The 21466-nt window shown below is 75.0% G+C and carries 16 protein-coding genes, 1 tRNA gene and 1 pseudogene; 5 read left to right on the forward strand and 13 right to left on the reverse strand.

The window, feature by feature from the left end; translation table 11 throughout:
- Window positions 1–226: 226 nt before the first annotated feature.
- Complete coding sequence (locus IEY96_RS29125) at window positions 227–901, reverse strand: DUF3159 domain-containing protein (RefSeq protein WP_189198023.1); 675 nt, start codon at window positions 899–901, stop codon at window positions 227–229.
- A 151-nt stretch (window positions 902–1052) separates the two neighbouring features.
- Here IEY96_RS29125 and IEY96_RS29130 point away from each other — a divergent pair, with 151 nt between their 5' ends.
- Window positions 1053–1883 (forward strand): phosphatase PAP2 family protein, encoded by an 831-nt coding sequence (locus IEY96_RS29130; RefSeq protein ID WP_189198024.1) that lies wholly within the window; start codon window positions 1053–1055, stop codon window positions 1881–1883.
- Window positions 1884–1917: 34 nt separating this feature from the next.
- Here the strand turns inward: IEY96_RS29130 and IEY96_RS29135 are convergent, their stop codons facing one another.
- On the reverse strand, window positions 1918–2370 hold the full coding sequence (locus IEY96_RS29135) for a YbhB/YbcL family Raf kinase inhibitor-like protein (protein ID WP_189198006.1): 453 nt from the start codon (window positions 2368–2370) through the stop codon (window positions 1918–1920).
- A 108-nt stretch (window positions 2371–2478) separates the two neighbouring features.
- Between IEY96_RS29135 and IEY96_RS29140 the strand changes: the two genes are divergently transcribed.
- On the forward strand, window positions 2479–3153 hold the full coding sequence (locus IEY96_RS29140) for a maleylpyruvate isomerase N-terminal domain-containing protein (RefSeq protein WP_189198007.1): 675 nt from the start codon (window positions 2479–2481) through the stop codon (window positions 3151–3153).
- Between the two features lie 10 nt (window positions 3154–3163).
- Here IEY96_RS29140 and IEY96_RS29145 read toward each other — a convergent pair whose 3' ends face one another.
- Entirely contained in the window at window positions 3164–4015 is an 852-nt protein-coding gene (locus IEY96_RS29145; protein ID WP_189198008.1) for a DUF1028 domain-containing protein, read from the reverse strand.
- Window positions 4016–4069: 54 nt separating this feature from the next.
- Window positions 4070–5305 carry a low temperature requirement protein A gene (locus tag IEY96_RS29150; protein WP_229791955.1) on the reverse strand — a complete coding sequence of 412 codons (1236 nt, stop codon included), beginning with the start codon at window positions 5303–5305 and terminating at the stop codon, window positions 4070–4072.
- Between the two features lie 181 nt (window positions 5306–5486).
- Here IEY96_RS29150 and IEY96_RS29155 point away from each other — a divergent pair, with 181 nt between their 5' ends.
- Window positions 5487–6467: an LLM class F420-dependent oxidoreductase gene (locus tag IEY96_RS29155; protein WP_189198025.1), complete on the forward strand. Its 981-nt coding sequence runs from the start codon at window positions 5487–5489 to the stop codon at window positions 6465–6467.
- Window position 6468: 1 nt separating this feature from the next.
- Complete coding sequence (locus IEY96_RS29160) at window positions 6469–7269, forward strand: SDR family oxidoreductase (protein WP_189198010.1); 801 nt, start codon at window positions 6469–6471, stop codon at window positions 7267–7269.
- Here IEY96_RS29160 and IEY96_RS29165 read toward each other — a convergent pair.
- From IEY96_RS29165 to IEY96_RS33290, 8 genes and pseudogenes are all read right to left on the reverse strand, one after another.
- Window positions 7263–7550 carry a hypothetical protein gene (locus IEY96_RS29165; protein ID WP_229791956.1) on the reverse strand — a complete coding sequence of 96 codons (288 nt, stop codon included), beginning with the start codon at window positions 7548–7550 and terminating at the stop codon, window positions 7263–7265. The genes IEY96_RS29160 and IEY96_RS29165 overlap by 7 nt on opposite strands.
- 200 nt (window positions 7551–7750) lie before the next feature.
- Window positions 7751–10168 carry a transglutaminaseTgpA domain-containing protein gene (locus IEY96_RS29170; RefSeq protein WP_373293666.1) on the reverse strand — a complete coding sequence of 806 codons (2418 nt, stop codon included), beginning with the start codon at window positions 10166–10168 and terminating at the stop codon, window positions 7751–7753.
- The gene (locus IEY96_RS29175) at window positions 10144–11298 is read right to left on the reverse strand and encodes a DUF58 domain-containing protein (RefSeq protein ID WP_189198011.1); all 1155 of its coding nucleotides are present in this window, start codon (window positions 11296–11298) and stop codon (window positions 10144–10146) included. The genes IEY96_RS29170 and IEY96_RS29175 overlap by 25 nt, the downstream gene beginning before the upstream one ends.
- Window positions 11299–11301: 3 nt before the next feature.
- Window positions 11302–12297, reverse strand: a complete 996-nt coding sequence (locus tag IEY96_RS29180) for an AAA family ATPase (RefSeq protein ID WP_189198012.1) — start codon at window positions 12295–12297, stop codon at window positions 11302–11304.
- 28 nt (window positions 12298–12325) lie between these two features.
- A complete protein-coding gene (locus IEY96_RS29185; protein ID WP_189198028.1) occupies window positions 12326–14890 on the reverse strand; it encodes a fibronectin type III domain-containing protein in 2565 nt (854 codons plus the stop codon).
- A 56-nt stretch (window positions 14891–14946) separates the two neighbouring features.
- On the reverse strand, window positions 14947–16386 hold the full coding sequence (locus IEY96_RS29190) for an RNA-guided endonuclease TnpB family protein (protein ID WP_189198013.1): 1440 nt from the start codon (window positions 16384–16386) through the stop codon (window positions 14947–14949).
- 178 nt (window positions 16387–16564) lie between these two features.
- On the reverse strand, window positions 16565–17347 hold the full coding sequence (locus IEY96_RS29195) for a fibronectin type III domain-containing protein (protein ID WP_229791961.1): 783 nt from the start codon (window positions 17345–17347) through the stop codon (window positions 16565–16567).
- Between the two features lie 2067 nt (window positions 17348–19414).
- Window positions 19415–19774, reverse strand: a pseudogene (locus IEY96_RS33290) (tetratricopeptide repeat protein); the annotation flags it as partial.
- 94 nt (window positions 19775–19868) lie between these two features.
- On the opposite strand from IEY96_RS33290, the gene IEY96_RS29205 reads away from it, so the two are divergent.
- A tRNA-Leu gene (locus IEY96_RS29205) sits at window positions 19869–19952 on the forward strand.
- Here the strand turns inward: IEY96_RS29205 and IEY96_RS29210 are convergent.
- Complete coding sequence (locus IEY96_RS29210; RefSeq protein ID WP_229791957.1) at window positions 19934–21316, reverse strand: recombinase family protein; 1383 nt, start codon at window positions 21314–21316, stop codon at window positions 19934–19936. The two genes, IEY96_RS29205 and IEY96_RS29210, sit on opposite strands and share 19 nt — an antisense overlap.
- Between the last annotated feature and the right edge of the window lie 150 nt (window positions 21317–21466).

Consider the following 21466-nt stretch of genomic DNA (forward strand, 5'->3'; position numbering starts at 1 on the left):
GGGAACGGAGCGGCCCGGTCGGCGGGCGGCCTGATTCCCACGGTCAGGCCCGGGTGGGCCGGCCGTCCGGCCGACGCAGCGGACGGACCGGCCCACCCAACCGCCCGGAGACGAACTTGCCGCGAAAAAGCCCGTGAAAATCGGCGCTCCACGGGATCACGCGAGAGCCGGGGACGGAGTAACGTACTTCACCGGAGAGGCCGCTCCCCCCGTGGCGGCCTCTCTTTTACTTTGCCGGCACGTCGTCGCGCTCGAACAGCACGACCGGGTGCCGCAACCCCGGGTGATCCGCTGGCAGCGACCGCCGGATCACCAGCCAGCTCACCGCCAGCGCCGCCGCCACCAGCGGCCAGGTCAGCGCCACCCGCGCCACCACCAGCGCGACCACCTGCCCGCCGAGCCACAGCGGAACGAACACCGCCAGCCGCAACAGGTAGCTCGCCACCCAGACCCAACTGCCCCGCGCGTACGCCCGCAGCAGCGCCGGGTCGCGCCGCCACCGCGAGCGCTGGCCGAGCGCCGCGCCGACCACGACGCCGAGCAGCGGCCAGCGCACCACGATGCTCACCGTCCAGGCCAGCCCGCTCGCCGCGTTGGAGACCAACTGCACCAGGAAGAAGTCCGTCGCCCGCCCGGTCCGCAGCGCGATCAGCGCGGCCACGCAGACGGCGAGCAGCCCGATCAGCACCGAGCGCGGCCGGTCCCCGCGCCGCCACCGCCAGCCCGCCACGGCCGTACCGGCCAGCACCGCGGCGACCACCCCGCCCCACAAACCGGCGGCCAGCCAGCCGATGGCGAACGCCACCGGCGGCACCGTGGCGTCGACCGCGCCCTGCCGTCCACCGAGCAGGTCGGCCAGCGACTCCGGCCGGTCCCCGGGCGGCCGCTCCGGCTCCGGCATGCTGGTCACGCGCCACCTCCTCCTGTCGCGTCACCAACCTAACCCCACGGCCACGGTGCTCCGACGAGCGCCCGACCCGGCCTACCGTTAAGTTGTCCGGGTGCGCGAGACGGCGAGGGGTTGGACGGCGGTCTGGTTGGTCGTACTGGCCATGGCCCAGACGGCCGCGTTCATCGTGGTGTGGCGCTTCGCCGTGCACACCGAGCTCGGCCAGTGGCTCGACACCGTCGCGCTGACCGGCAACCGGATCGGCCAGGACCGCATCGACGAGCCGGTGAACCGCATCCTCAACGCCATGTCGGTGGTGTCGCTGCTGGCGGTCACCGCGATGATCGGCTTCATCGCGCTGATCCGCGGCCGCAAGGCGCTCGCGGTCACCGCCACCCTGCTCATCGCCGGCGCCAACGTCAGCACCCAACTGCTCAAGCGCTACCTGGACCGTCCCGACTTCGGCATCGACCCGGAGCGGGCCGCGGCCGGCAACAGCCTGCCCAGCGGACACACCGCCGTGGCGGCGTCCGTGGCGATCGCGCTGATCCTGGTGCTGCCGCCGAAGCTGCGGGTGGCCGGCGCGTTCCTCGGCGCCGGTTACGCGGCCGCCGCCGGGGTGGCCACCCTCTCCGCCGGCTGGCACCGGCCCAGCGACGCCGTCGCCGCGTTCCTCGTGGTCGGCGCCTGGGCCGCGCTCGCCGGCCTGGTGCTCCTGTTCTTCCAGCGGGAACAGGCCGTGGTCTCCCCGGCCGACGCGCACCGGGTCGCCGCCGTGGTGCTCGGCCTCGCCGGCGCCCTCGCCCTGGTCGTCTCCGCGCTCGCCCTGTCCTGGCTGGTCGACCGCTCCACCATCCCCGTCGAGGAACTCAGCCGCCGTCCGCTCTTCATCGGGTACGCGGGCAGCGCGGCCGGCATCGCCGGCACGATCGCCGTGGTGGCCGCGCTCGTCCTCGCGGTGGTGCACCGCCTGGTGCCCCGCTGGAAGGGCTGACCGGCCGGGATCCCCGGCCGGTCCCCGGAGCGGGTCAGCGGTAGTAGGTGCCGACCGTGGTGCCGCTGGCGATCTCCCGGCCCTTGAGCGCGCGGTGCACGTCGGTGGCCTGCGGAGCGCCGGACAGGTCCAGCGGGCGGTTGAGCGCGTAGAGGCGGAAGAAGTAGCGGTGCGCCTCCTCACCCCGCGGCGGATGCGGCCCGCTCCAGCCCGTCTCGCCGAAGCTGTTCGGCCATTCCCGTCCGCCGGGCGGCACCTCACCCTCGGGCACTTCACCGGCCTCCGGCGAGATCCCGGTGACCAGCCAGTGCAGGAACGGTTCCTTGCCGGCGTCCGGGTCCTCGACGAGCAGGACCAGCTCCTCGGTGGAGTCCGGCACGTCCGACCACTGCAACGGCGGTGACATGTTGTCGCCGTCCTTGGCGAACCGCCCGGGCAGCAGGTCGTGGTCGGTGAACGCGGTGCTGCGCAGCATGATGCCGGCCATTCGGCGCCCCCTCTCCTCGTCGACCGGCGCGTACCCGGCGGGTGGCCGACGAAACGGCGGTGGCAGGCTGGTCGGACGGGTACGGACCGGACGGGGGAGGACGGACGGATGGACACGGTACGCGCGGCGTTCCGCGACGAGTGCGCACGGCTGGAGGAGGTGCTGCGCGGACTCGACGCGGCGGACCTGGACCGGCCCACGCCCTGCCCACCCTGGGCCGTGCGGGACCTGCTGGCGCACGTGCGTACCGGCGCCGGGCGGCTGGCCGGCATGCTCGCCGCGCCGGCCCCCGAGCGCGCCGAGGTGGACGCGGCCGGCTACTTCGGCGCCACCAAGTTCGCGCCCGACGTCGACCGGGACCGGATCGACGGCGCCCGGCGGGAGGCGCGGGACCTGCCCGGCGTACCCGAGGTGGCGGAGGGCTTCGCGCGGGCCTGGCGGGCCGCCGACGCGGCGGTGACCGCCCAGCCGCCGGGGCGGCTGGTCCGCACCCGGCACGGCGACGCGATGGCGCTGACCGAGTTCCTGCGAACCCGGGTGGTGGAGGTCGCCGTGCACGGCCTGGACCTGGCCGACGCGCTGGACCGGCGGCCCTGGCTGACCCCGACCGCGGCGACGGTGGTGGCCGATCTCCTGGCCGGCGACGGCCGGGACGTGCCCGACGAGCTCGGCTGGGACGCGCTGATGCTGGTGCGCAAGGCCACCGGGCGGGTGTCGTTGACCGACGCGGAGCGGGCGGTGCTGGACCGGACCGGCTTCCGCTGGCTGTCCTTCGGCGGCTGAGCGGCGGCCGTCAGCCGCCGGTGGCCGGCGCCGTGGCGCGGCGCAGGTGGTCCAGGACGACCGGGTCGATCCGGCCGGGGACGATGCGCTCCTCCAGGTTCTCGACGCCGGCCCAGGCGTCGAGCGCCTCCTCCACCCCGGCGGCACCGACCGGGTGGCCGGCGGCGGCCAGCAGCGCCGCCACCTCGTCGGCGACCGAACCGGTGAGGTCGAGCAGGGTGGCCGGGTCGGGCTTGCCGAAGAGCAGGGTGTGGATGTCGAGCAGCCGGCCCAGTTCGCCGACCGGGTCGCGGTGGTCGTCGACCCGCAGGTCGACCAGTTCGTCGCCGGTGCCGGCGTAGCCGCCGTGGCGCTGCACGACGAACAGGGCGGCGCTCTGCCGGCCCCGCCGGTCGCCGCCGGCCCGGTCGCCGGCGGCGAGGGCGGCCAGCAGCCGCTGCGGGAAGGGCAGGTCCGCCCCGCCGAGCCAGGCGTCGCGGAGCGCGTCGATGACCTCCGGGCCGGCCAGGATGTTGCCCTGGGCGGCCCACCCGTCGCCGGACTGGCCGCCCGCCCACGGGTGGCAGCGCGGCCCGGTCCAGGTGGCGCCGTCGCCGCGCGCGCCGACCACACCGAGCTGCCGGTCGTCGCGGCCCGGGTCGGCGGCGACGAGGCCGGCCACCACGCCCGCCGCGGGGACTCCGGTGCGCAGCATCGCCAGCCCCTGCGACCGGAACGCCAGGTTGGCGTGGGCCTGGCTGGCGAGCGCGCCGACCTCGGCCTCGGCGGCCGGGACGAGCGCCCCGGCGGCGAGGAACTTGCTGGCCACCGCGACGCCGTGCAGGAGGCCGTCGGCGGAACGGGCGACGATCGAGAAGGTCACCCGCGGATGGTAGCGCCGGGACGGAGACGGCAACGGCCCCCGACCCGGGCGCGGTCAGAACGGCGGGGCGGCCGCCTCCGGTGGGCGGCCCCAGGCGCGGCGGGCGTCGGCCACCGCCACGCCGAGCAGCACCAGCGGGGCGGCAACCGCCGCGGCCAACGGGGTGGCGACCGCCGCGGTCAGTGGCACCACGGGCTTGAGCAGCGCCGTGAGCAGCACCAGGACGAGGATGGCCACCCAGCGCGACGGGGACACCCGGCCGAACACCTCGTACTCGAAGCGGGCCCGGCCGAGCAGGAAGAGCGCCGGACCTCCGAGGATCATGGCGAGCCAGCCGACCTCGTTGTGCCCGGTCGGGTGCTCGTTGACCAGCTCGTAGCCGATCGCGGTGGCTACCACGCCGATCACCATGACGAGGTGGGTGTCGGCGGCGGAGCGGCCGATGGTGGCCGGGTGCGCGGCCCGGGTCACCGCCTCGCCCAGGATCTGCCCGGCCCGTTGGACGTAGATCCGCCAGAACAGCACCGAGGTGAGCAGCGCGGCGGCGAAGGCGGCGGTGCGGGTGGCACTGCCCGGGTCCCGGCTGTACGCGAGCCCGGCGATCAGGATCGTCTCGCCGACCGCGACCAGGAAGAACTGCTGGTAACGCTCGGCCAGGTGCTCCCCGTGGATGTCCCAGCGGGAGACGGTCGACCGGCCCAGCCCGGGCACCGGCCAGCCGAACCGGGACGCCAGGTATTCCAGAAGGAGCGCGAGCGCCCACAGTGTCACCCGCGGATCGGTGGGCAGCAGCGCGCCGGTCACCCAGAGCACCCCGGTCACGCTGAAGGTGATCAGCATGCGCAGTTTCAGCCGGCGGTGCTGAATCCGGCCCAGGGTCAGCAGCAGGATTCCCGGCCGGCTCACCTGCGCCACCACGTACGCGACGGCGAACGCCAACCCCGTGGAGCTGAACGCGCGGGGGATGGCCACCCCCATCACCATGCTGCCCACCAGTGCGATGATCACGATCGTCTGGAGCCAGATGTGGTACGGGTCGTAGCGGCTGGTGGTCCAGGCCGTGCCCTGCCACACCGCCCAGAGCGCGAGGAGCAGCAGCAGGGTCTTGCCGCCCCCGGTCAAAAACGTCCAACCGGTCTTTCCGCCTTCCAGCGCCAGGTCCTCGAAGGCGCGGGCGGAGACCCGGGTCAGCGCGAAGACGAACACCAGGTCGAAGAAGAGCTCCACGAAGGTGGCCCGGTTCGCGCCGCCCTCCGGCCCGACCAGCACGGCCGGCTCCGGAGTCCTCACCGCCGCCCCCCGCTCCACCCCACCTGGCAGTCGTAGCACTCTTTCCGGGCGGCAATGTCGCGTATCGCACGCGTCACCCGTGCGGCTCCGCGCGTCGCGCCGCGACCGGGAGCCACCGGTCGGGATCTTGCTCCGGGCGGCGGCGACCGGGCACGATCGACCGGTGACGAATCGATGGGGCATGACGGTGCCGCTGGCCGGCGTCACCCTCGCCGACCACGCCGCGGTCTACGCGGCGCTCGACCGGGCCGGCTTCACCGACGTCTGGTCCTCGGAGGTCGCCGGGACCGACGCGTTCACGCCGCTGGCGCTCGCCGCCGCCTGGCAACCGCGGCTGCGGCTGGGCACCGCGATCGCCCCGGTGTTCACCCGGGGCCCCGGGCTGCTCGCCATGAGCGCCGCCGCCCTCGCCGAGGCCGCGCCGGGGCGCTTCGCGCTGGGCATCGGCGCCTCCTCGCCGGTGCTCGTCCGGGACTGGAACGCGGTCCGCTTCGACGAGCCGGTCAAGCGGACCCGGGACGTGCTGCGCTTCCTGCGGGCCGCGCTGCGCGGCGAGACCGTCGACGAGGCGTACGACACCTTCACCGTCCGACGGTTCACCCTGGAACGGCCGCCGGCCGTACCGCCGCCGGTGCTGCTGGCCGCGCTGCGCCCCGGCATGCTGCGGCTCGCCGCCGCCGAGGCCGACGGGGTGATCCTCAACTGGCTGGCCGCCGAGGACGTGCCGACCGCCCTGGCCGAGCTGGGCGAGCGCCGCGCCGGCTTCGAGGTCGCCGCCCGGATCTTCGTGTGCCCGACCGAGGACGCCGCGTACGCCCGGGCGCTGGGCCGCCGGCTGATCACCGGCTACCTGACCGTGCCGGCGTACGCGGCCTTTCACCGGTGGCTGGGGCGCCACGACAGCCTCGGTCCGATGTGGGAGGCGTGGGCCGCCGGCGACCGGCGGGGCGCCTCGGCGGCGGTGCCGGACGAGGTGGTCGACGCGCTGGTCCTGCACGGCTCGCCCGAGGAGTGCGTCGCCCGGGTCCGCCGCTACGCCGACCTCGGGGTGGACGTGCCCGTGCTGGCGCTGCTGCCCACCCCGGAGCTGACCACCGGCGGCGCGGCGGCCCTGGCCGGGCTGATCCGGCGGCTCGGTGTCACCGGCGAGGAGGCGGGCTGAGATGAACCTGACCGACCGGGTGGCCGTGATCACCGGCGGGGCGGGCGGCATCGGGGCCGCGCTCGGCCGCCGGTTCGCCGCCGAGGGCGCCGCCGCCGTCGTCCTGGCCGACCTGGACGCCGACGCCGCGCGTGCGGTGGCCGAGGCCATCGGCCCGGTGGCCCACGGCGTCGGGCTCGACGTCACCGACGAGGCGCAGGTACGGGCGCTGGTCGACGAGACCGAGCGCCGCCACGGCCGGATCGACCTGTTCTGCGCCAACGCCGGGGTGGCCACCGGCGGGGGAGTGGAGGCGCCCGACGCCGACTGGGACCGCGCCTGGCGGGTCAACGTGCTGGGGCACGTGCACAGCGCCCGGGCGGCGCTGCCGGGGATGCTCCGCCGCGGCCAGGGCTACCTGCTGTTCACCTGCTCGGCGGCGGGCGTGCTGACCGCGGTGGGCGACGCCCCGTACACCGCGACGAAGCACGCGGCGGTCGGCCTCGCCGAATGGCTCGCCATCACCTACCGGGACGACGGCGTCCGGGTCAGCGCGCTCTGCCCGCAGGGCGTGGACACCCCGATGCTCGCCGGCGGCCTCGCCGAGGGGCACCTGGGCGCCCGGGTGATCGCCGCCTCCGGCGCGGTGCTCACCCCCGACCAGGTCGCCGACGCCACCATCGCCGGGCTGGCCGAGGAGCGGTTCCTCATCCTGCCGCACCCGGAGGTCGCCGGCTACGCCCGCCGCCGCGCCGAGGACCCCGACGGCTGGCAGGCCGGCCTGCGCAAACTCGTCCGCAAGCTGCGCGCGGCGGATCAGTAGGAGCCGCTGCCGCCGTCGCCCCCGTGGCCGGCGGCGTCGCCGTACACGCTGTTCTCCAGGATCGCCGCGGAGTGGCGGTCGACGGGGGCGCCGCCCCGCTCGAAGGTGTCCCGGTGCGCACGGGGACCTGACCGGCGCAGCTCGCGCGCGGCCTTCCGGGCCGCCGCCAAACGATCCGCCCGGGTCGGCTCGCGACGGACCCGGCCGCGCCACCGCCAGCCGGCGATGACCGCCGCCCCGACGCCCGCCACCGCCGGCACCACCCACATCACGACGGTCATGTCCTCACGCTAGGCGCCCCGCGCCAGCACGCCCACGCCGCTTCCGTGGAGATCCTGACGAGGTGGCGTTCGTCCCGGACGGCTGCCGCCGCCTGGCCCGCGCGATGCGGGCGCGGCACGCGGGAGCGGCGTGCCGTGGTCGGGCTCGTGCCGGCGGCGGGTGCTCTCCTCGAACGGACGGTCGCCGATATCGGGTGGGGTCAGCGGCGCCAGCGCAGCGGGCCGGGGTGGACTCTCCACAGGAGGCGGCGCCAGCGGCGTCGGGTGGCGCGGAGCGCGGTCACGTAGGCGGTGGCGACCGTCGCCGCCCGATCGGCCTGGACGGGAGTGGCGGTGCCGGGCGCGAAGGCCACCTGATTGAGCAGGTCGGCCAGTTCGTCCACCTCGACGCCCGGCACGTCGGCTCCCGCCTCGCTGCCGGGAGCCGGCCGCGGCGATTCCGCTGACCGGGCCTGCGCCGGCGCGGCCTGCGGTGGCTCTGCGGGGGTCGGCCCCGTCGTGGCGGCGCGGGCCTCGGCGAGGGTGCGGTGGGCCCGCTCGGCGACCTCCGCGGCGGACAGGTCGGCGCCGACCGGACGGCCCGCCAGTCGCAGCGCGTCGGTCACCTCCCGCCAGGCGCCCGCGATCCGGCGGCCCGGGTCGCCCTGCGCCAACCGGCCCCGGGTCAGTCTGCGGCGCAGCGTCGCCAGGGTCAGCAGCAGCGCCCCGACCAGCAGCACCAGGCCGCCGACGCCGCCGCCGACCAGCACCGGCGTACCCGGTCCGCCCGGCCCGCCGCGCCGATCCGGGCCGGCCGCCGCCGGCGGGGTGGCGGTGGGTTCCACGGTCGGCGCGGGCACCTCGGACGGGGGCGGGTCCTCCGGCTTCGGCCGGAAGTCCTCCTCCACCGGGCGCGGTTCCTCGTCCGGGCGCGGCATCGGGTCGAACGGCACCCAGCCGACGCCCTCGAACAGCACCTCCGGCCAGGCGTACGCGTCCGCCGCCCGGACCGGGCCGTCCGCCTTCGGCTCGAAGCCGACCACCACGCGGGTGGGCAGGCCGGCCAGCCGGCCCAGCACCGCGAACGACGCCGCGAACTGCTCGGAGGTGCCCCGCTGCCCGCCGCCGTTGCGCGGTCCGAAGAGGAAGAACGCCAGGTTCGGGTACGCGTGCCCGCTCGGCGCGTCCGCGGTGACCCGGTAGTGCTCGGCCAGGAAGTCGGCGATCGCGGCGGCCCGGGCGTACGGGGCGCCGTTCTCCTCGGCGAGCTGGGTGGCCAGCCGGCGCAGCTGCTCCGGCGCCCCGTCGGCCACCCGCAGCACCCGGGCCACCGCGTCGCCGGCCGGCACGTTCGCCGTGGTGAGCAGGTTCGTGTCCGGGCGCTCCTGGACCGAGGCGACCGTGTACCGCAACCCCGGCGCCAGCCCCTCCGGCCGGATCAGCGTCCCGGTCGCCGGGTCGTACGCCACCCGCGCGCCGGTCACCTCGCGCGGGGTCGGCACGGCGGGCAGCAGCTTTCCGGTCAGGTCGGCCACGGTGATCTCCTGGCGCATCGGGTCGGTGGCGGCGCCCGGCACCGGCCCGGCGGCCGGCAGGATCCGCCCCGCGTTGCGGTACGTCGCGCCCACCCGCCAGGTCACCCCGTCGTAGTCGCTGAGCACCGCGAGCCGGATCCGGGGCGGGCCCGCGTCCGCCGCGCCCGCCTCGGTCCGCACGTCGAGCAGCTTCTGGTCCGGGTTCAGCGCCCAGCCGGAGATCCGGATCAGCGGGTTCTCGTCCAGCGACTCCACCTGCGGCGGCTCGACGTAGCGGCGCGGGTCGACCGGGCGGGCGTCGACCTGGCCGGCCACCACCGGGGCGAGCAGGGCCGCGAGCGCCACCACCACCGCCACGCCGGCCGCGCTCGCCGCGAGCAGCCGCAGCCGCACCGCCGCGCGGACCGCCGGGGCCAGGCCGGCGACCGGGTCGGCGGCGGCAGCTCCGGCTCGCCCGGCGGGCACCGCCAGCCCGACGGCGGCGACCGCCGCGAACACCACCGTCGGCCCGACCGCCGGGACCGCGTTCGGCCCGACCACGTAGAGTGCGCCCGCGTAGAGCAGCACCGGCGGCAGGTAGCCGAGCAGCACCCGACCGGCCCGCAGCGCCACCTCGGCGGCGGCCAGCCCGGCCAGCCAGGCGGCCACCACCGGGACCAGCACGGTGTCCGGGGCCGGCTCCACCGGGATCATCGCGGTGAGCAGCCGGGGGATGGCGTTGCGGGCGGCGTCCGCCGCCACCTCGCCAAGGCCGCCCGGCAGCGCCGCGTGGCTGGCCGCCAGCCGCAGCGAGAGCAGCGTCCAGCCGGCCAGCGCGGCCACCGACAGCGGCGCCACGAGCCACGACGGCAGCCGCCGGGCCGCCACGCTGACCAGCACCGCGCCGGCCGCCGCGCCGGCCGTCAGGCGGCTCAGCAGCGGGTCCGCGTACACCCGCCCGAGCACCACGCCAGCCAGGGCGATCATGACGATCAGCGCCAGCGGCACCGGCACGACCCGCAGCACCCGCGCCACGGCGCCCGGACCACCATCCGCCGGCCCGGCCGGCGCGTCGACCGCCGGGCGCGGCGGGGTCACGGTCACCACCGGCGGATCCCGTCCCACTCGGCGGCGAACTCGGCGCCGTCGGCCGCGTCCACCACGAGCACGCCCGCCGTTCCGGCCGCCGTCGGCTCCGCCGCCCCGAACATCCCGACCACCACCGACGGGTACGCGCCGCGCAGCGCGCCGACGTGCCCCAGGTCGCCGCGGGCCCCCGGCCCGCTGAGGAAGACCAGCGTGTCGCCGAGCCGGTCCTGCCGCAGCCGCGTCAGCGCGGCCCGCAGCACGTCCGCCCCGCCCTCGGCCAGCTCCGCCGCGGCGAGCCGGTCCAACGGCCCGTGCGACGACTCCAGCTCGGCGGGGGCGGGCGCGACCAGCAGCAGGCTCACGGGCAGGTCCTCCCGGACCGCGGCGGCCACCACCGACGCCGCCGCCTCGCAGCCCGACTCGAACGACTCGGCCACCCCGGCGTCCCGGTCCGGGTGGGCGGCCGCCCGGTTGTCCAGCACCACCACGAGCCGGGGCAGGCTCGTGTCCACGTTCTCCCGCACCATCAGCTCGCCCACCCGGGCGCTGGTCCGCCAGTGCACCCGGCGCAGCTCGTCGCCCACCACGTACTCGCGCAGCGAGTCGAAGGTGATCGAGCCGTGCGGCACGCTGTCGATCCGCCCGTCCAGGCTGCGCCCGGCGCCGGTCGGCACCGCCGACAGCGGATGGATGCGCGGGTGCACCCACACCGGCACCGTCCCCCCGTACGCGCGGGCCAGCGCCACCAGCCCGAGCGGGTCGCGCCGGGTCACCCGCAGCGGACCGACCGGCACCACGCCCCGCCGCCGGGTCGGCACCGGGTAGCGCACCTCGGTGTCCCGGCCGGGACGCAGCCGCAGCACCGGCACCGGCACCAGCCGTCCGCCGCAGCGGTCCTCGGCCAGCAGGTTCGCCGCCCGCAGCCGGCCCGTGTTGCGCACGGTCAGCACCATGGCCGCCGGCTCACCCCGGGCCACCCGGTCCGGGTCGGCCACCCGCTCGACCGTCAACCGGGGCCGCCAGGCGGCCGTGACCAGGGCGTACCCGACCGCGACGCCGGCCGCCGCGCCGAGCACGGTCAGCTCCGGGTACGCGTACCGGAAGCCGGCGCCGAGCAGCACGACGGCGGCCACGAGCAGCCCGACGCCGCGGGCGGTGATCCCCACCGGTCAGCCGTGGACCGGGGCGGGCTGCCCCGACGGCAGCGGCACCGGCACCGAGGCGACCGCCTGGCGCAGCACGTCGGCCGGGGTCACCCCGCGCACCTGCGCGTCCGGGGTGAGCAGCAGCCGGTGCGCGAAGACCGGCTCGACCAGCGTCTTCAGGTCCTCCGGCATGATCCAGCCCCGCCCGTCGATCAGCGCGTACGCGCACGCGGCCCGGGTCAGCGCGATCACGCCCCGGGGGCTGACCCCGACCCGCACCTGCGGGTGGGTGCGGGTCGCCGCGGCCAGCCGCACCGCGTACGTGTAGAGCGGCTCGGCGATGTGCACCCGCCGGGCCATCTTCACCATCTCCCCGACGGTGGCGGTGTCGGTGACCGCGGTGAGCGAGTCGGGGGAGCGGAGGGCGGCGCCGCGCAGCACCTCCACCTCGACCGCCTCGTCCGGGTAGCCGACGGAGAGCTTCACCAGGAACCGGTCGAGCTGGGCCTCGGGCAGCCGGTAGGTGCCGTCCATCTCCACCGGGTTCTGGGTGGCCACCACCAGGAACGGCTGCGGCACGGGGTGGCGTACGCCGTCCACGGTGACGGTGCGCTCCTCCATCACCTCCAGCAGCGCCGACTGGGTCTTCGGCGAGGCCCGGTTGATCTCGTCGGCGATCACGATGTTCGCGAAGACCGGCCCCGGGTGGAACTCGAAGCCGCGGGTGGCCTGGTTGAAGATGGTCACCCCGGACACGTCCGAGGGCAGCAGGTCCGGGGTGAACTGGATGCGCCGCCACTGCCCCTTGACCGTCGCCGCGATCGCCCGGGCCAGGGTCGTCTTGCCCACCCCCGGCACGTCCTCCAGCAGGACGTGCCCCTGGGCGAAGAGCGCGGTCAGCGCCAGCCGGACCACCTGCGGCTTGCCCAGCACGACCGCGTTGACGTTCTCGGCCAGCCGGGCGGCCAGGGCGGCGAAGCCCTGCACCTCCGGCTGGGTGAGCGGTTCGTGGGTGTTCACGGGCGCGGTGCTCCTCGGTGCGGCGCGGTCAGCAGGTGGGCAGGAGGTTGAGGTTGTCGCCACCCTCCAGGTTCAGCCAGGCCCACGGGATGTAGGTCTTGCCCTTGTAGTCGACCTGGACCCACCAGGTGCTGCGCTTGTCGTTGTTGTAGATGTAGGCGTAGACCTCTTCGCCCTGCTTCTTGCAGAAGGTTCGCAGTCGGGTGCCGTCCGGTACCCAGCCGGCCTGGCGGCTGTCCACCTGCTGGGTGATCTCGAAGATCTCGTTGCCGTTGCGGCCGGCGCGGTCGGAGTTGCAGTAGGTGGCCTCCGCGCCGGAGGAGCCGTTCTTGCACGTGGCGACGCCGTACACCGGGTCGGTCGACTGCGCCCGGGTCGCGGTGCCGTTGCCCGCCGCGTTGGTCGTGGTCACCGTCACCGTGTACGCCGTGCCCGGCGTCAGGCCGGTCACCCGCAGGCTGGAGCAGCTGCCGCTGGCGGTCTTGCCCCCCGTCGCGGCCGAGCAGGTGGCCCGGCCACCGCCCGCGTCCACGGTGAACGTCACCGTCACCGAGGTGGCGTCGGCCGACGAGCCGGTCACCGTGACCCGGGGCGCGGCCACCGTGCGGGCCGTGGTGCTGGCCTCCGCGCCAGGTCCGGCCTCGTTGACCGCCTTCACCTTGACCGTGACGTTCTGGCCGTCGCCGAGCCCGCCGATCGTGGCCCGCACGTCGGTCACCTCGGTGGTCTTCCCGGCGGCCTCCACCAGGTACTTCGTCACCGGGCGGCCGTTGTCCACGGCCGGCGCCCACTGCACCGCGATGGTGCCGGGCTGGTCGGCCACCGTGGACGCGCGCAGCTCGGTGGGCGCCTTCGGAACGGTGAACGGCACCACCGTGTTGCTCACCGGCGAGGCCTTCGACCCGGCGCCCTTGTCGCTCACCGCGATCACGGTGAAGGCGTACTGCGTGCCGTACTCCAGCTGGCCGGCCGGGATGACCAGCTCCGTCTTGGGCGACTCGCCGGCCGGGGCGGTCGCGCCGGCCGAGCTGGCGGTCACCGCGTACTTCGTGACGGTGTTGCCCTGGCCGTTGGCCGCCGGCCACTTCACCAGCACCGTGCCGTCGGGCCGGGCCTCGGCGGTCACGCTGGCCGGCGGGTCCGGCACGGCGGCGGTCGGCGTGACCGGGTTGCTCTTCCGGGCCGGCCCGTCGCCCTTCGCGTTGACCGCGTGCACCGCGAACGTGTACGTCTCACCGTTGGTCAGCCCGGTGATCTCCAGGGCACGCTGGTTCGCGCCCACCTCGTGGCGCTGGCCGGCGCCCTCCACCACGTACCTGGTGATCTCGGCGCCGTTGGACGCGGCCGCCTGCCAGCTCACCCGCGCCGACGCGTTCCCCGCGGCGGCGGTCACCGCGCGCGGCGCGCCCGGCTTGCCCACCTTCGGCTTCTTCGGCGGAGGCGGCGGCGGGGCAACCGGCGGCGGGTCGCCGCCGAGCACGTCGTTGGCGTACTTGTTGACCTCGCGGACCTGGTTCCGGTCGTCCACGACCTGCGCGGTGGACGAGTTCGGCGGGTTGATGAAGAGGTGGTTCTCGCGGACCTCCAGCTCCATCGGGCCGGGTCGGCCGGAGCCCTTGATGGTGTCGACGAGCTTTCCGTTCGCGTCGAACGAGTAGACCGTGCCGGTGTTCTCGTCGGCGCAGTAGAACCGGCCCGCCCACGCCACCGCGGGGCTGAGCCGCTCACCCGCGCCGGGCACCGTGAACTGGTGCACCTCGTCGCTGTCGCGGACCACGTGCACCTTCCGCTCACCGGCCACCGTGACCGGCACCTGCGGACCGCTGGTGCGCGCCGGCAGGCTGCCCGGGGCGGTCATCGTCAGGTCGGCCCGCAGCGTCCGGCCGGCCCGCACCGTGACCAGCGAGGCGGAGGTGCGGTCGAGCACCGCCACACCCTCGTCCAGGGTGGACACCACCAGCTCGTGCGCGGGCTCCGCGACCTCGTACGTCTCCACCCGCTTCGGGCTGAGCCCGGCCGGCGGCGCCGCGCCCGGCGTGGCGGGCAGCTCGGCGGCGGTGACCGCCGAGACCGTGCCCTCGCTCGGCACCGCGACCCACAGCTTGCCGGCGCCGTCGAACGCCCCGCCCGTGATGCCCGGCGGGTAGCGCACCGGCTCGCCCACCGGGGTCAGCGACCGTGGGTCGAGCTGCCGGACGATGCCCTGCACCGCGTCCACGACGAACGCCGTGTCCTCGTGCAGCGCGACGCTGACCCCGAGCCCCGGCGCGGTCGGCGTGGTCGCGGTGATCTGGAGGGTGGCCAGGTCCAGCGAGCTGACCTGCCCGGTGTTCAGGTCGCGCAGGATCAGCAGCCGGTCGGTCTGGGCGACCTGCATCTGGTGCCGGCGCCCGCCGGGCACCTCCATCCGGGTGTCCACCCGGGCGGTGACCCCGTTGACCCGGGCCAGCTCGCTGCGGCTGGTGCTCCACAACCACGAGGAGGCGTCGTAGTTGGCCACCGCGTTGTCGGCGGCGCCCAGCCCGAGCACGGTCAGCCCCATGGCGGCCAGCAGCGCGGCCACGGTGCCGATGGTCACCAGCCCGCCCCGCATCCGGGACCGGGGGTGGGCCGTCTCCGGCCCGGTGCTCGTGACGTCCTCGATGGTGGTCACAGCCGGCTGCCTGCTTCCCAATCAATGCTCATAGTTGAGCGGTTCGGATAATTCGCTCTCCGTCCGACAGCGGTCGGGCTGGAGTCCTGGACCGGCAGTCTGGTCCGGTGGCGATCGGTCCTATCCTGCAGGATCTGCTTCACCCTGTGGTGTGGGGTGTGCAGGGCGATGTCGGGGTCGCCGGCTCGGTACAGGATGTTGATCGCGGCGTTCACGTCGGCCTGCCACACCACCCCGCACGAGGTGCAGTGAAGCCGGTCCCCGCTGCGTCGGCCGAGCCGGCCGCAGCGGTGACAGGCTTGTGAGGTGTAGGCGGCGTTGACATGTACGAGTGCAGAACCTCTGCGCTCCGACACGTTCTTGAGGGCCTCGGCGGTGACTCCTTTGGTCCACGCGGCGAGGCGCCGGTTGACGTTCTTGCCGAGCATTCTGCGCCCGGCGAAGGTCCGGGTGAGGTCTTCGGCGACGATGGTGGCGGCCTTGTCGACGACCCGATGCACGGCGGTGAAGACCTCCGTGCGCACTGCGGCCCGATGCCGACTCGCCTGCCGGTCCCGCTTGACCGTGCCGAGGTTGTTGGCCGCGATCCGGTGGGCCTTCGCGTGGTCACCACGTGCGGCGGCGCTGTTCGCGATCGAGCGCAGCTTCGCCCTCCGCCGGTTACGTTCCTTCAGCCTGTCCGACTCACTAGCCAACAGTGCGCCGAGGTCGCAGCCATGAGGGGCTCCGTCGGAGTCGGTGAGGGCTTCGGTGTAGCCCTTGTCCACGCCAACGGTCCGGTCGCCGCATGCCCGCTGCGACGACCGCATCTTCGCCGCGTCGATCTGGTAGTGCACCTCGACTCGGCCGCCGCGCAGGATAACCCGCAGCGTTCCTGTCGGCGCGACGGTCGTGGACAGCGGGATTGTGACCAACTTCCGGGGCTCAAGGCCGGGAATCGCCAACCACAACCGCCCCCGCCTATCGACGGCGGTGTTGTACTTGTCGGCGCGCACGACGATCTGATTGTGCGTGCGATTTCTTCCACGCTTCCAGTGCGTGCGCATTTGTCGAGATAGGAATGGGTCATCGGCCCACTGGTTGGTTCTCAATGCGGTGAACATCCGCTTGCGCTCGGCCGGATCGTTGGTGCGACGATCAGCTGCCCGCCGGACGTCGACCTTGGCCGCCGCCAGGTTCGCCCCGATGTCGGCCATCGCGTCGCGAACAGTTTCCTTCCACGCGTTCGCCGACACACCGAACTGGAGGTGCGTGCCGTCGGTCAGCCACCGGTTTCGGACCTGCCGGTCTCGTAGCCCGGCCCCGACACCGTTGATTGAGCCGTATCGCTGCCATACCTCACCACGCACCCGACCCAACCGGCGAGCCTGCTCCGACAGAGCCGCGTACTTGCCCGGGTTCAGCCGGGCCGAGTAGGCGATGCGGGTGACCTTCATTGATCATCCCCACGGTCTGAAGAGGAAGCAACTACCAGTCGCTGCTCCCCGAGTCGGTGTGGGAGGTGCCCACGCACGGTCAACCTCTCCCCAGGGCCGGGAGCCATCATAGGGGCCAGCCGGGAACCGTGGAACCCGCACCGTCCTCCTGTGGACACCGACCGTGTCGTGGCGGCCGCTAGTTTGGCGTCGTGCCGCCCTCCCGGTCGGTGCAGACCTGACCCGAGGTGGCATAGCTGTCCGTCGAATAGACGGCCAGCACCGTGAAGCAGTAGTCCAGCTTCGGACTCAACCCGTTCACCGTGTAGCGGGTCTGCCCCGCGTCCACCGTGGCCATCACGCCCAGCTTCTGCCCGGCCCGCCCACCGGCCACCACGAACGGCACCCCGCCGCTCGTCGGGTCGGTCCAGGTGACCGTGATCGTGGTGGTGTCGTCCTGCAACCGCAGGTCACCCGGGGGCGGCCCGCTGGCCTTCGGCTTCACCGCGGTCGGCGCCGGCGCGGGCGGCGGCGCCGGATCGCGGTTGAGCAGCACCGCGCCCACTCCGACGGCGGCCGCCACCGCGACCACCACGGCGCCGGCCACCACGGCCACCACCGTCCGGTTGCGGCCGCGCGGCTCCGGCTCCTCCGCCACCGGGTACGCGGCCGGCTGGTGGAACGCCGGCGGCACCGCCGGCCAGGCCCCCTGACCCGGGTACGGCTCAGGCTCCGACTGCTTCGACTCGGGGAACTCCAGCAACGCGTCGTAGACCGGCAGGGGCCGGGCCGCCTCGTCCCCGGCCTCCGGCACCGGCTCCGGTTCCGCTGCCGCGGGCGCGTCCACCACCGGCTCGGGACGCGACTCGGCGGGCCGGTCGAGCGGCTGCGGCGGCGCCGCGCTGCTCCACGGCGGTGCGGTCATCCCCCACGGCGGCACGGGCGAGGCGCTGACCGGCGCCGCGGCGGGCGGCCCGCTCACCGGCTGCGGGAACCCGGTCGTCGGCGGCCCGCTCACCGGGTATACGGGCGGGCCGCTGACCGGGTGACCGGGCGGGCCGCTGATGGGCTGAGCGGGCGGGCCGCTGACGGGATGAACGGGCGGCGGGGCAGGGGCTGGCGATGGCCCGCTCACCGGGTACCCGGGCGGGCCGCTGACCGGGTGACCGGACGGCCCGCTGACGGGCTGACCGGGTGGTGGGGCAGCGGTTGGCTGTGGCCCGCTGAACGGAGGGTTGATGCCCGGTGGGCCGCTGACGGGTTGGCCCGGGAAAGGGGCGCCGGTGGTCGGTGGGGCGCTGACGGGTTGACCCGCGAAGGGGGCGCCACTGGTCGGTGGGGCGTTGACGTCCTGCGGCGCGGCGGGCATCCCGCTGACCGGTAGGGCGCTGTCGAGCTGGGGCGCGGCGGGCGTCGCGCTGACCGGTGGGTCGCTGACGGGCTGCGGTGGGAAGTCGACGGGTGCCTGGGCAGCTGCGGCGGAGGGCGGCTGAAATGGTGGCCCGCTCACCGGCGGTCCGCTGACGGGCGGTCCGCTGACGGGGGGTCCGCCCGCTGGAGGTGCGCTCACGGGAGGTGCGCCCACGGGTGAGTTGCTAGCCGGGGGCGCGCTCGCGGGCGGGCTGCTCACCTGTGCGGTCGCGCCGGCACCCGCAGACGAGGCGGCGATCCTCTCGGCCTCCTCGCGGAGCAGCGGGCCGATCTGCTGCACCTGGATGGTCGGCTTGTCCCACCCCGGCGCAGGGGCTGCGGGGGCGTCGCCGCGCTCGCCCGCACCGGATTCCCCCGCTTCCGCGGCCGGCGGGACGGGCGCCCGGTGTGGCGGGACGGCCGTCCGCGGTGCGGCTGCCTGCGGGGCCGAGGTGGGTGCCGCGGTCGGCGCACCGGACATCGGCGGAGCGGAGACCGGGATGGGCGGCGGCGGAGGAAGCACGCCGGACGCGGGCGGGGCAGAGGTCGGGGCCGGGATCCTCGGCGCCGGCGGCACGGTTGCCGCTGTGGGTGGAACGAGCGGGTTAGGCGCACGGAGGTCCGGCGCGGCCGGCCCCGGGGTGAGCGCGGGCGGCGTCGAGACGGGGCGGACCGGAGGCGGGATGACCGGCGCCGGCGGCAACGGGACCGACGGTGCGGCGGGCGGCGCCGAGCTGGGAGCCTGCGGCATCGGGTGCGCCGCGGACGGAAACGGCGTCGCCGGGCCGGGGATCGTGGGCGGCCCCGGGACGACCGGAGGTCGGGGCGTGACCGGCGTGACCCCGGGCGCGGGCTGCCCGGCCGTGACCGGCGTGATCCCGGGCGCGGGCTGCACGGCCGTGACCGGCGTGACTCCGGGCGCTGGCGGCTGAGCTGCGACCGGCGACCCCCCAGGCGGCGACCCGGCGGCGGGCGGTGCGGGGAATCGCGTCGTCGCCTCCGCCGGCGGTGCCCAGGCACTGTGGGGGCCGACGACAGGCGCACCCGGCCCGGAGGTCGGGGTCGGGGGAGCGGACGTCGGCGGGGGGACGACCGGAGGCGGCGGCAGCGGGGTCGAGGCGGGAGCGGCGCTGACCGGCGCGGGCGGCACCGCCGGTGGCGGCGGCAGGTGCGTCGGCGGGCCGGAAGCGGGCGGTGCCCAGGGGGCCGGTCGGGCCGGCCCTGGTGAGGGCGCCCATTCGGCACCGGGCACCGGCGGGACGGCGGGGGGCGCCGAGGGACCGCCGGGCCGGGGCGGGGCGGGCTGCGCCGGGTGCGGCTGCTGCATCGCGGGTAGCGACATGGTCGGCCCCGACAGGGCCCCCGGTTCGGGCTGCGGGTCGGCAGCGGCGGCGGCGCCGCCGGGGTGTGGGCCGGGCGGGACGGGAGCGGCGGCGGAGCCGCCGAGGTAGTGACGGGCTGCGCGTACCGCGGGGTGGTCCGGACCGAGCACGGCGGGCCCGGCGGTGGCCACGCGGGCGTAGTTGCGGCGGGCCTCGTGCCGGTTGCCGAGTTCCTCCGCCACCCCGGCGAGGTCGAAACTGAGTGCGAGCATCAGCGGGTCGCTGTCGGTGCGGCGACGCTCGCCGGCCGCGTACGCCTCCTCGAGGACCCGCCGGGCGGCGGCCGGGTCGTCGGCCTCGCGGTGCAGGCGGGCCAGCAGGCGGCCGGTGGCGAGTACGTCGGGGTGGTCCTCACCGTAGGCCGGTCGGGCCGCCGCGATCGCGTCGGCGAGCAGGCGGCGGGCGGTCGCCAGGTCACCGGCGGAGCGCAGCGCGAGGGCCTGGTGTTGAGCGGCGGTCAGGGGGGAGGGGTGGGACACGTGAGCAATGCTGCCCGGAATTGCCGGTTCCTCGCTACCCGCCCCCCAGTATCCGGTCCCGGCTGCCGGGTCTGGCCGCCCGCCTGTGGGGCTGACCTGGGGAAACGCTGCAGTGCGATGGCGATGTGCATGATCCACCCGGGCCGTGTACAGTAATGCCCCGTGCGGCCCACCGGGGCGGCCGAACCGGTGAGAAGATCACCTCGGTCGACAGGGTAGGCTGGACGAGCAGGTCCGGGTGGCGGAATGGCAGACGCGCTAGCTTGAGGTGCTAGTGCCCGTATAGGGCGTGGGGGTTCAAGTCCCCCCTCGGACACAAACCATTACCCCACGGTGCGCGCTCAGATCCACTGAAGCGCGCACCGTTTGCGTTTCCGGCTGGTAGGTGAGCCGAAGGCCGAGTTGGCGGTAGATCTCGGCCTTGTCGGCGGGGTCGGCGTCGCGAAGGGCCGCGGCGATGTCGCCGAGGGCCGTCACCAGGTCTCTAATTTCCGCTCGGCTCATCCGGCGTGGCCTGTTGCCCGCGTTCGCGTCAAGGTCTGCTTCGGCGCGGGCGCGTTCGGTCTGGGTTTGAGCGATCCACCCGGTGACTACCGCCGGGTCGGCGCCGGCATCGAGGGCGGCTCGGTAGCGTTCCAGCTTCGCGTCGCATTCGTTGATGATCGTCTGGGCTGCCGTGGCCGGAGCGGGCGAAAGATTCAAGGGTTGGGCGTCGGCGAGCGCGGTGATTGCCTGTTCGATGCGATGGGGGGTGAAGGCAGAGGCCAGCCAGGTGTCGAGGGGGTCGGTGAGGGCGTCCTCGCGTAGGTACACGTTGCGGGGATGTGGGACCTGATTGGCGAGGGCGTATTCCTGGGGGAAGCGGCAGCGGTAGTAGGCATCGCCGTGGTTGTACTGGCCCTGCATGCGTCGGTCGCAGGCGGCGCAGTAGATCATGCCGCGGAAGACGTACGGGTTGCGGGTGCGCTGCTTGACGTGCTGACCGCCGGTTCCCCGTCCGCGCCGTTGCAGGATTGCTTGGACCTGCTCGAACGTCGCATCGTCGATGAGCGGCTCGTGGGTGATCTCCTTTGAGACCACCCACTTGTCTCGGGTGTTCCAGCGCAGGACGCCGGTGTGGCCCATTGCCACATCGTCGACGTCGAGCAGCACCTCGTCGGTGCGTTGCTTGTTCCACACCTGCCGCCCTGTGTAGCGGGGGTTGGTGAGGATGACCCGAACGGCGCTCTTGGACCAGGCGATTCCGCTGCGGTGCGGGTTGCGGGCGCGGTCATGCGCCGACGGGCAGGGTACGTGGTTGGCGGTGAGTCCTTCGGCGATGGCGAAGAGTCCGATTCCGGTGAGGAACTCGGCGAAGATCCGCCGGACGATCGGCGCGGTCTCTTGATCCGGAGTCAAGCCCTTGAGGCGTTTGCCGTCGGCGGCCTTGGCGGGGTTGGGGTGGGGTCCGAGGTCGCGGAGGGTGTAGCCGTAAGGCGGGCGTCCGCCTAGGTAGCGGCCCTCGAGGAGGGTGTGGGCGGTCATGGCGGTGCGGACGCGGAGCTTGATCCGGTTGCGTTCGCCTTTGCTCATGCCGCCGAAGACGGACATGACGAGTTCGTGTGCCTCGTTGTCGGGGTCGATCGGGCCGCCGATCTCGGGCACCCAAAGTTCGACGCCGTAGTGGGCGAACAGAGGCACCGTCAGGCCGAACTGGTTGCCGTAGAAGGCCCGGTGGGGTTCGCCAACGACGACGGCGGAGAACCCGCGCCGTGGGTTTGAACCGCCCCGGGTTTGGTAGCGGCCCGACCTCTTGTGGAGGATCGAGCCATGTCACGCCCTTCCCCTTAT

Source organism: Micromonospora fulviviridis, assembly GCF_014648395.1.
Lineage (GTDB): Bacteria > Actinomycetota > Actinomycetes > Mycobacteriales > Micromonosporaceae > Micromonospora > Micromonospora fulviviridis.

What these genes read in the sequence shown, in the direction of transcription:
- IEY96_RS29130 (WP_189198024.1), top strand. Translation starts at nt 1,053, where the DNA reads ATGGCCCAGACGGCCGCGTTCATCGTGGTGTGGCGCTTCGCCGTGCAC.
- IEY96_RS29155 (WP_189198025.1), top strand. Translation starts at nt 5,487, where the DNA reads ATGACGGTGCCGCTGGCCGGCGTCACCCTCGCCGACCACGCCGCGGTC.
- IEY96_RS29135 (WP_189198006.1), bottom strand. Translation starts at nt 2,370, where the DNA reads ATGGCCGGCATCATGCTGCGCAGCACCGCGTTCACCGACCACGACCTG.
- IEY96_RS29190 (WP_189198013.1), bottom strand. Translation starts at nt 16,386, where the DNA reads ATGAAGGTCACCCGCATCGCCTACTCGGCCCGGCTGAACCCGGGCAAG.
- IEY96_RS29165 (WP_229791956.1), bottom strand. Translation starts at nt 7,550, where the DNA reads ATGACCGTCGTGATGTGGGTGGTGCCGGCGGTGGCGGGCGTCGGGGCG.
- IEY96_RS29125 (WP_189198023.1), bottom strand. Translation starts at nt 901, where the DNA reads ATGCCGGAGCCGGAGCGGCCGCCCGGGGACCGGCCGGAGTCGCTGGCC.
- IEY96_RS29185 (WP_189198028.1), bottom strand. Translation starts at nt 14,890, where the DNA reads ATGCGGGGCGGGCTGGTGACCATCGGCACCGTGGCCGCGCTGCTGGCC.
- IEY96_RS29160 (WP_189198010.1), top strand. Translation starts at nt 6,469, where the DNA reads ATGAACCTGACCGACCGGGTGGCCGTGATCACCGGCGGGGCGGGCGGC.
- IEY96_RS29140 (WP_189198007.1), top strand. Translation starts at nt 2,479, where the DNA reads ATGGACACGGTACGCGCGGCGTTCCGCGACGAGTGCGCACGGCTGGAG.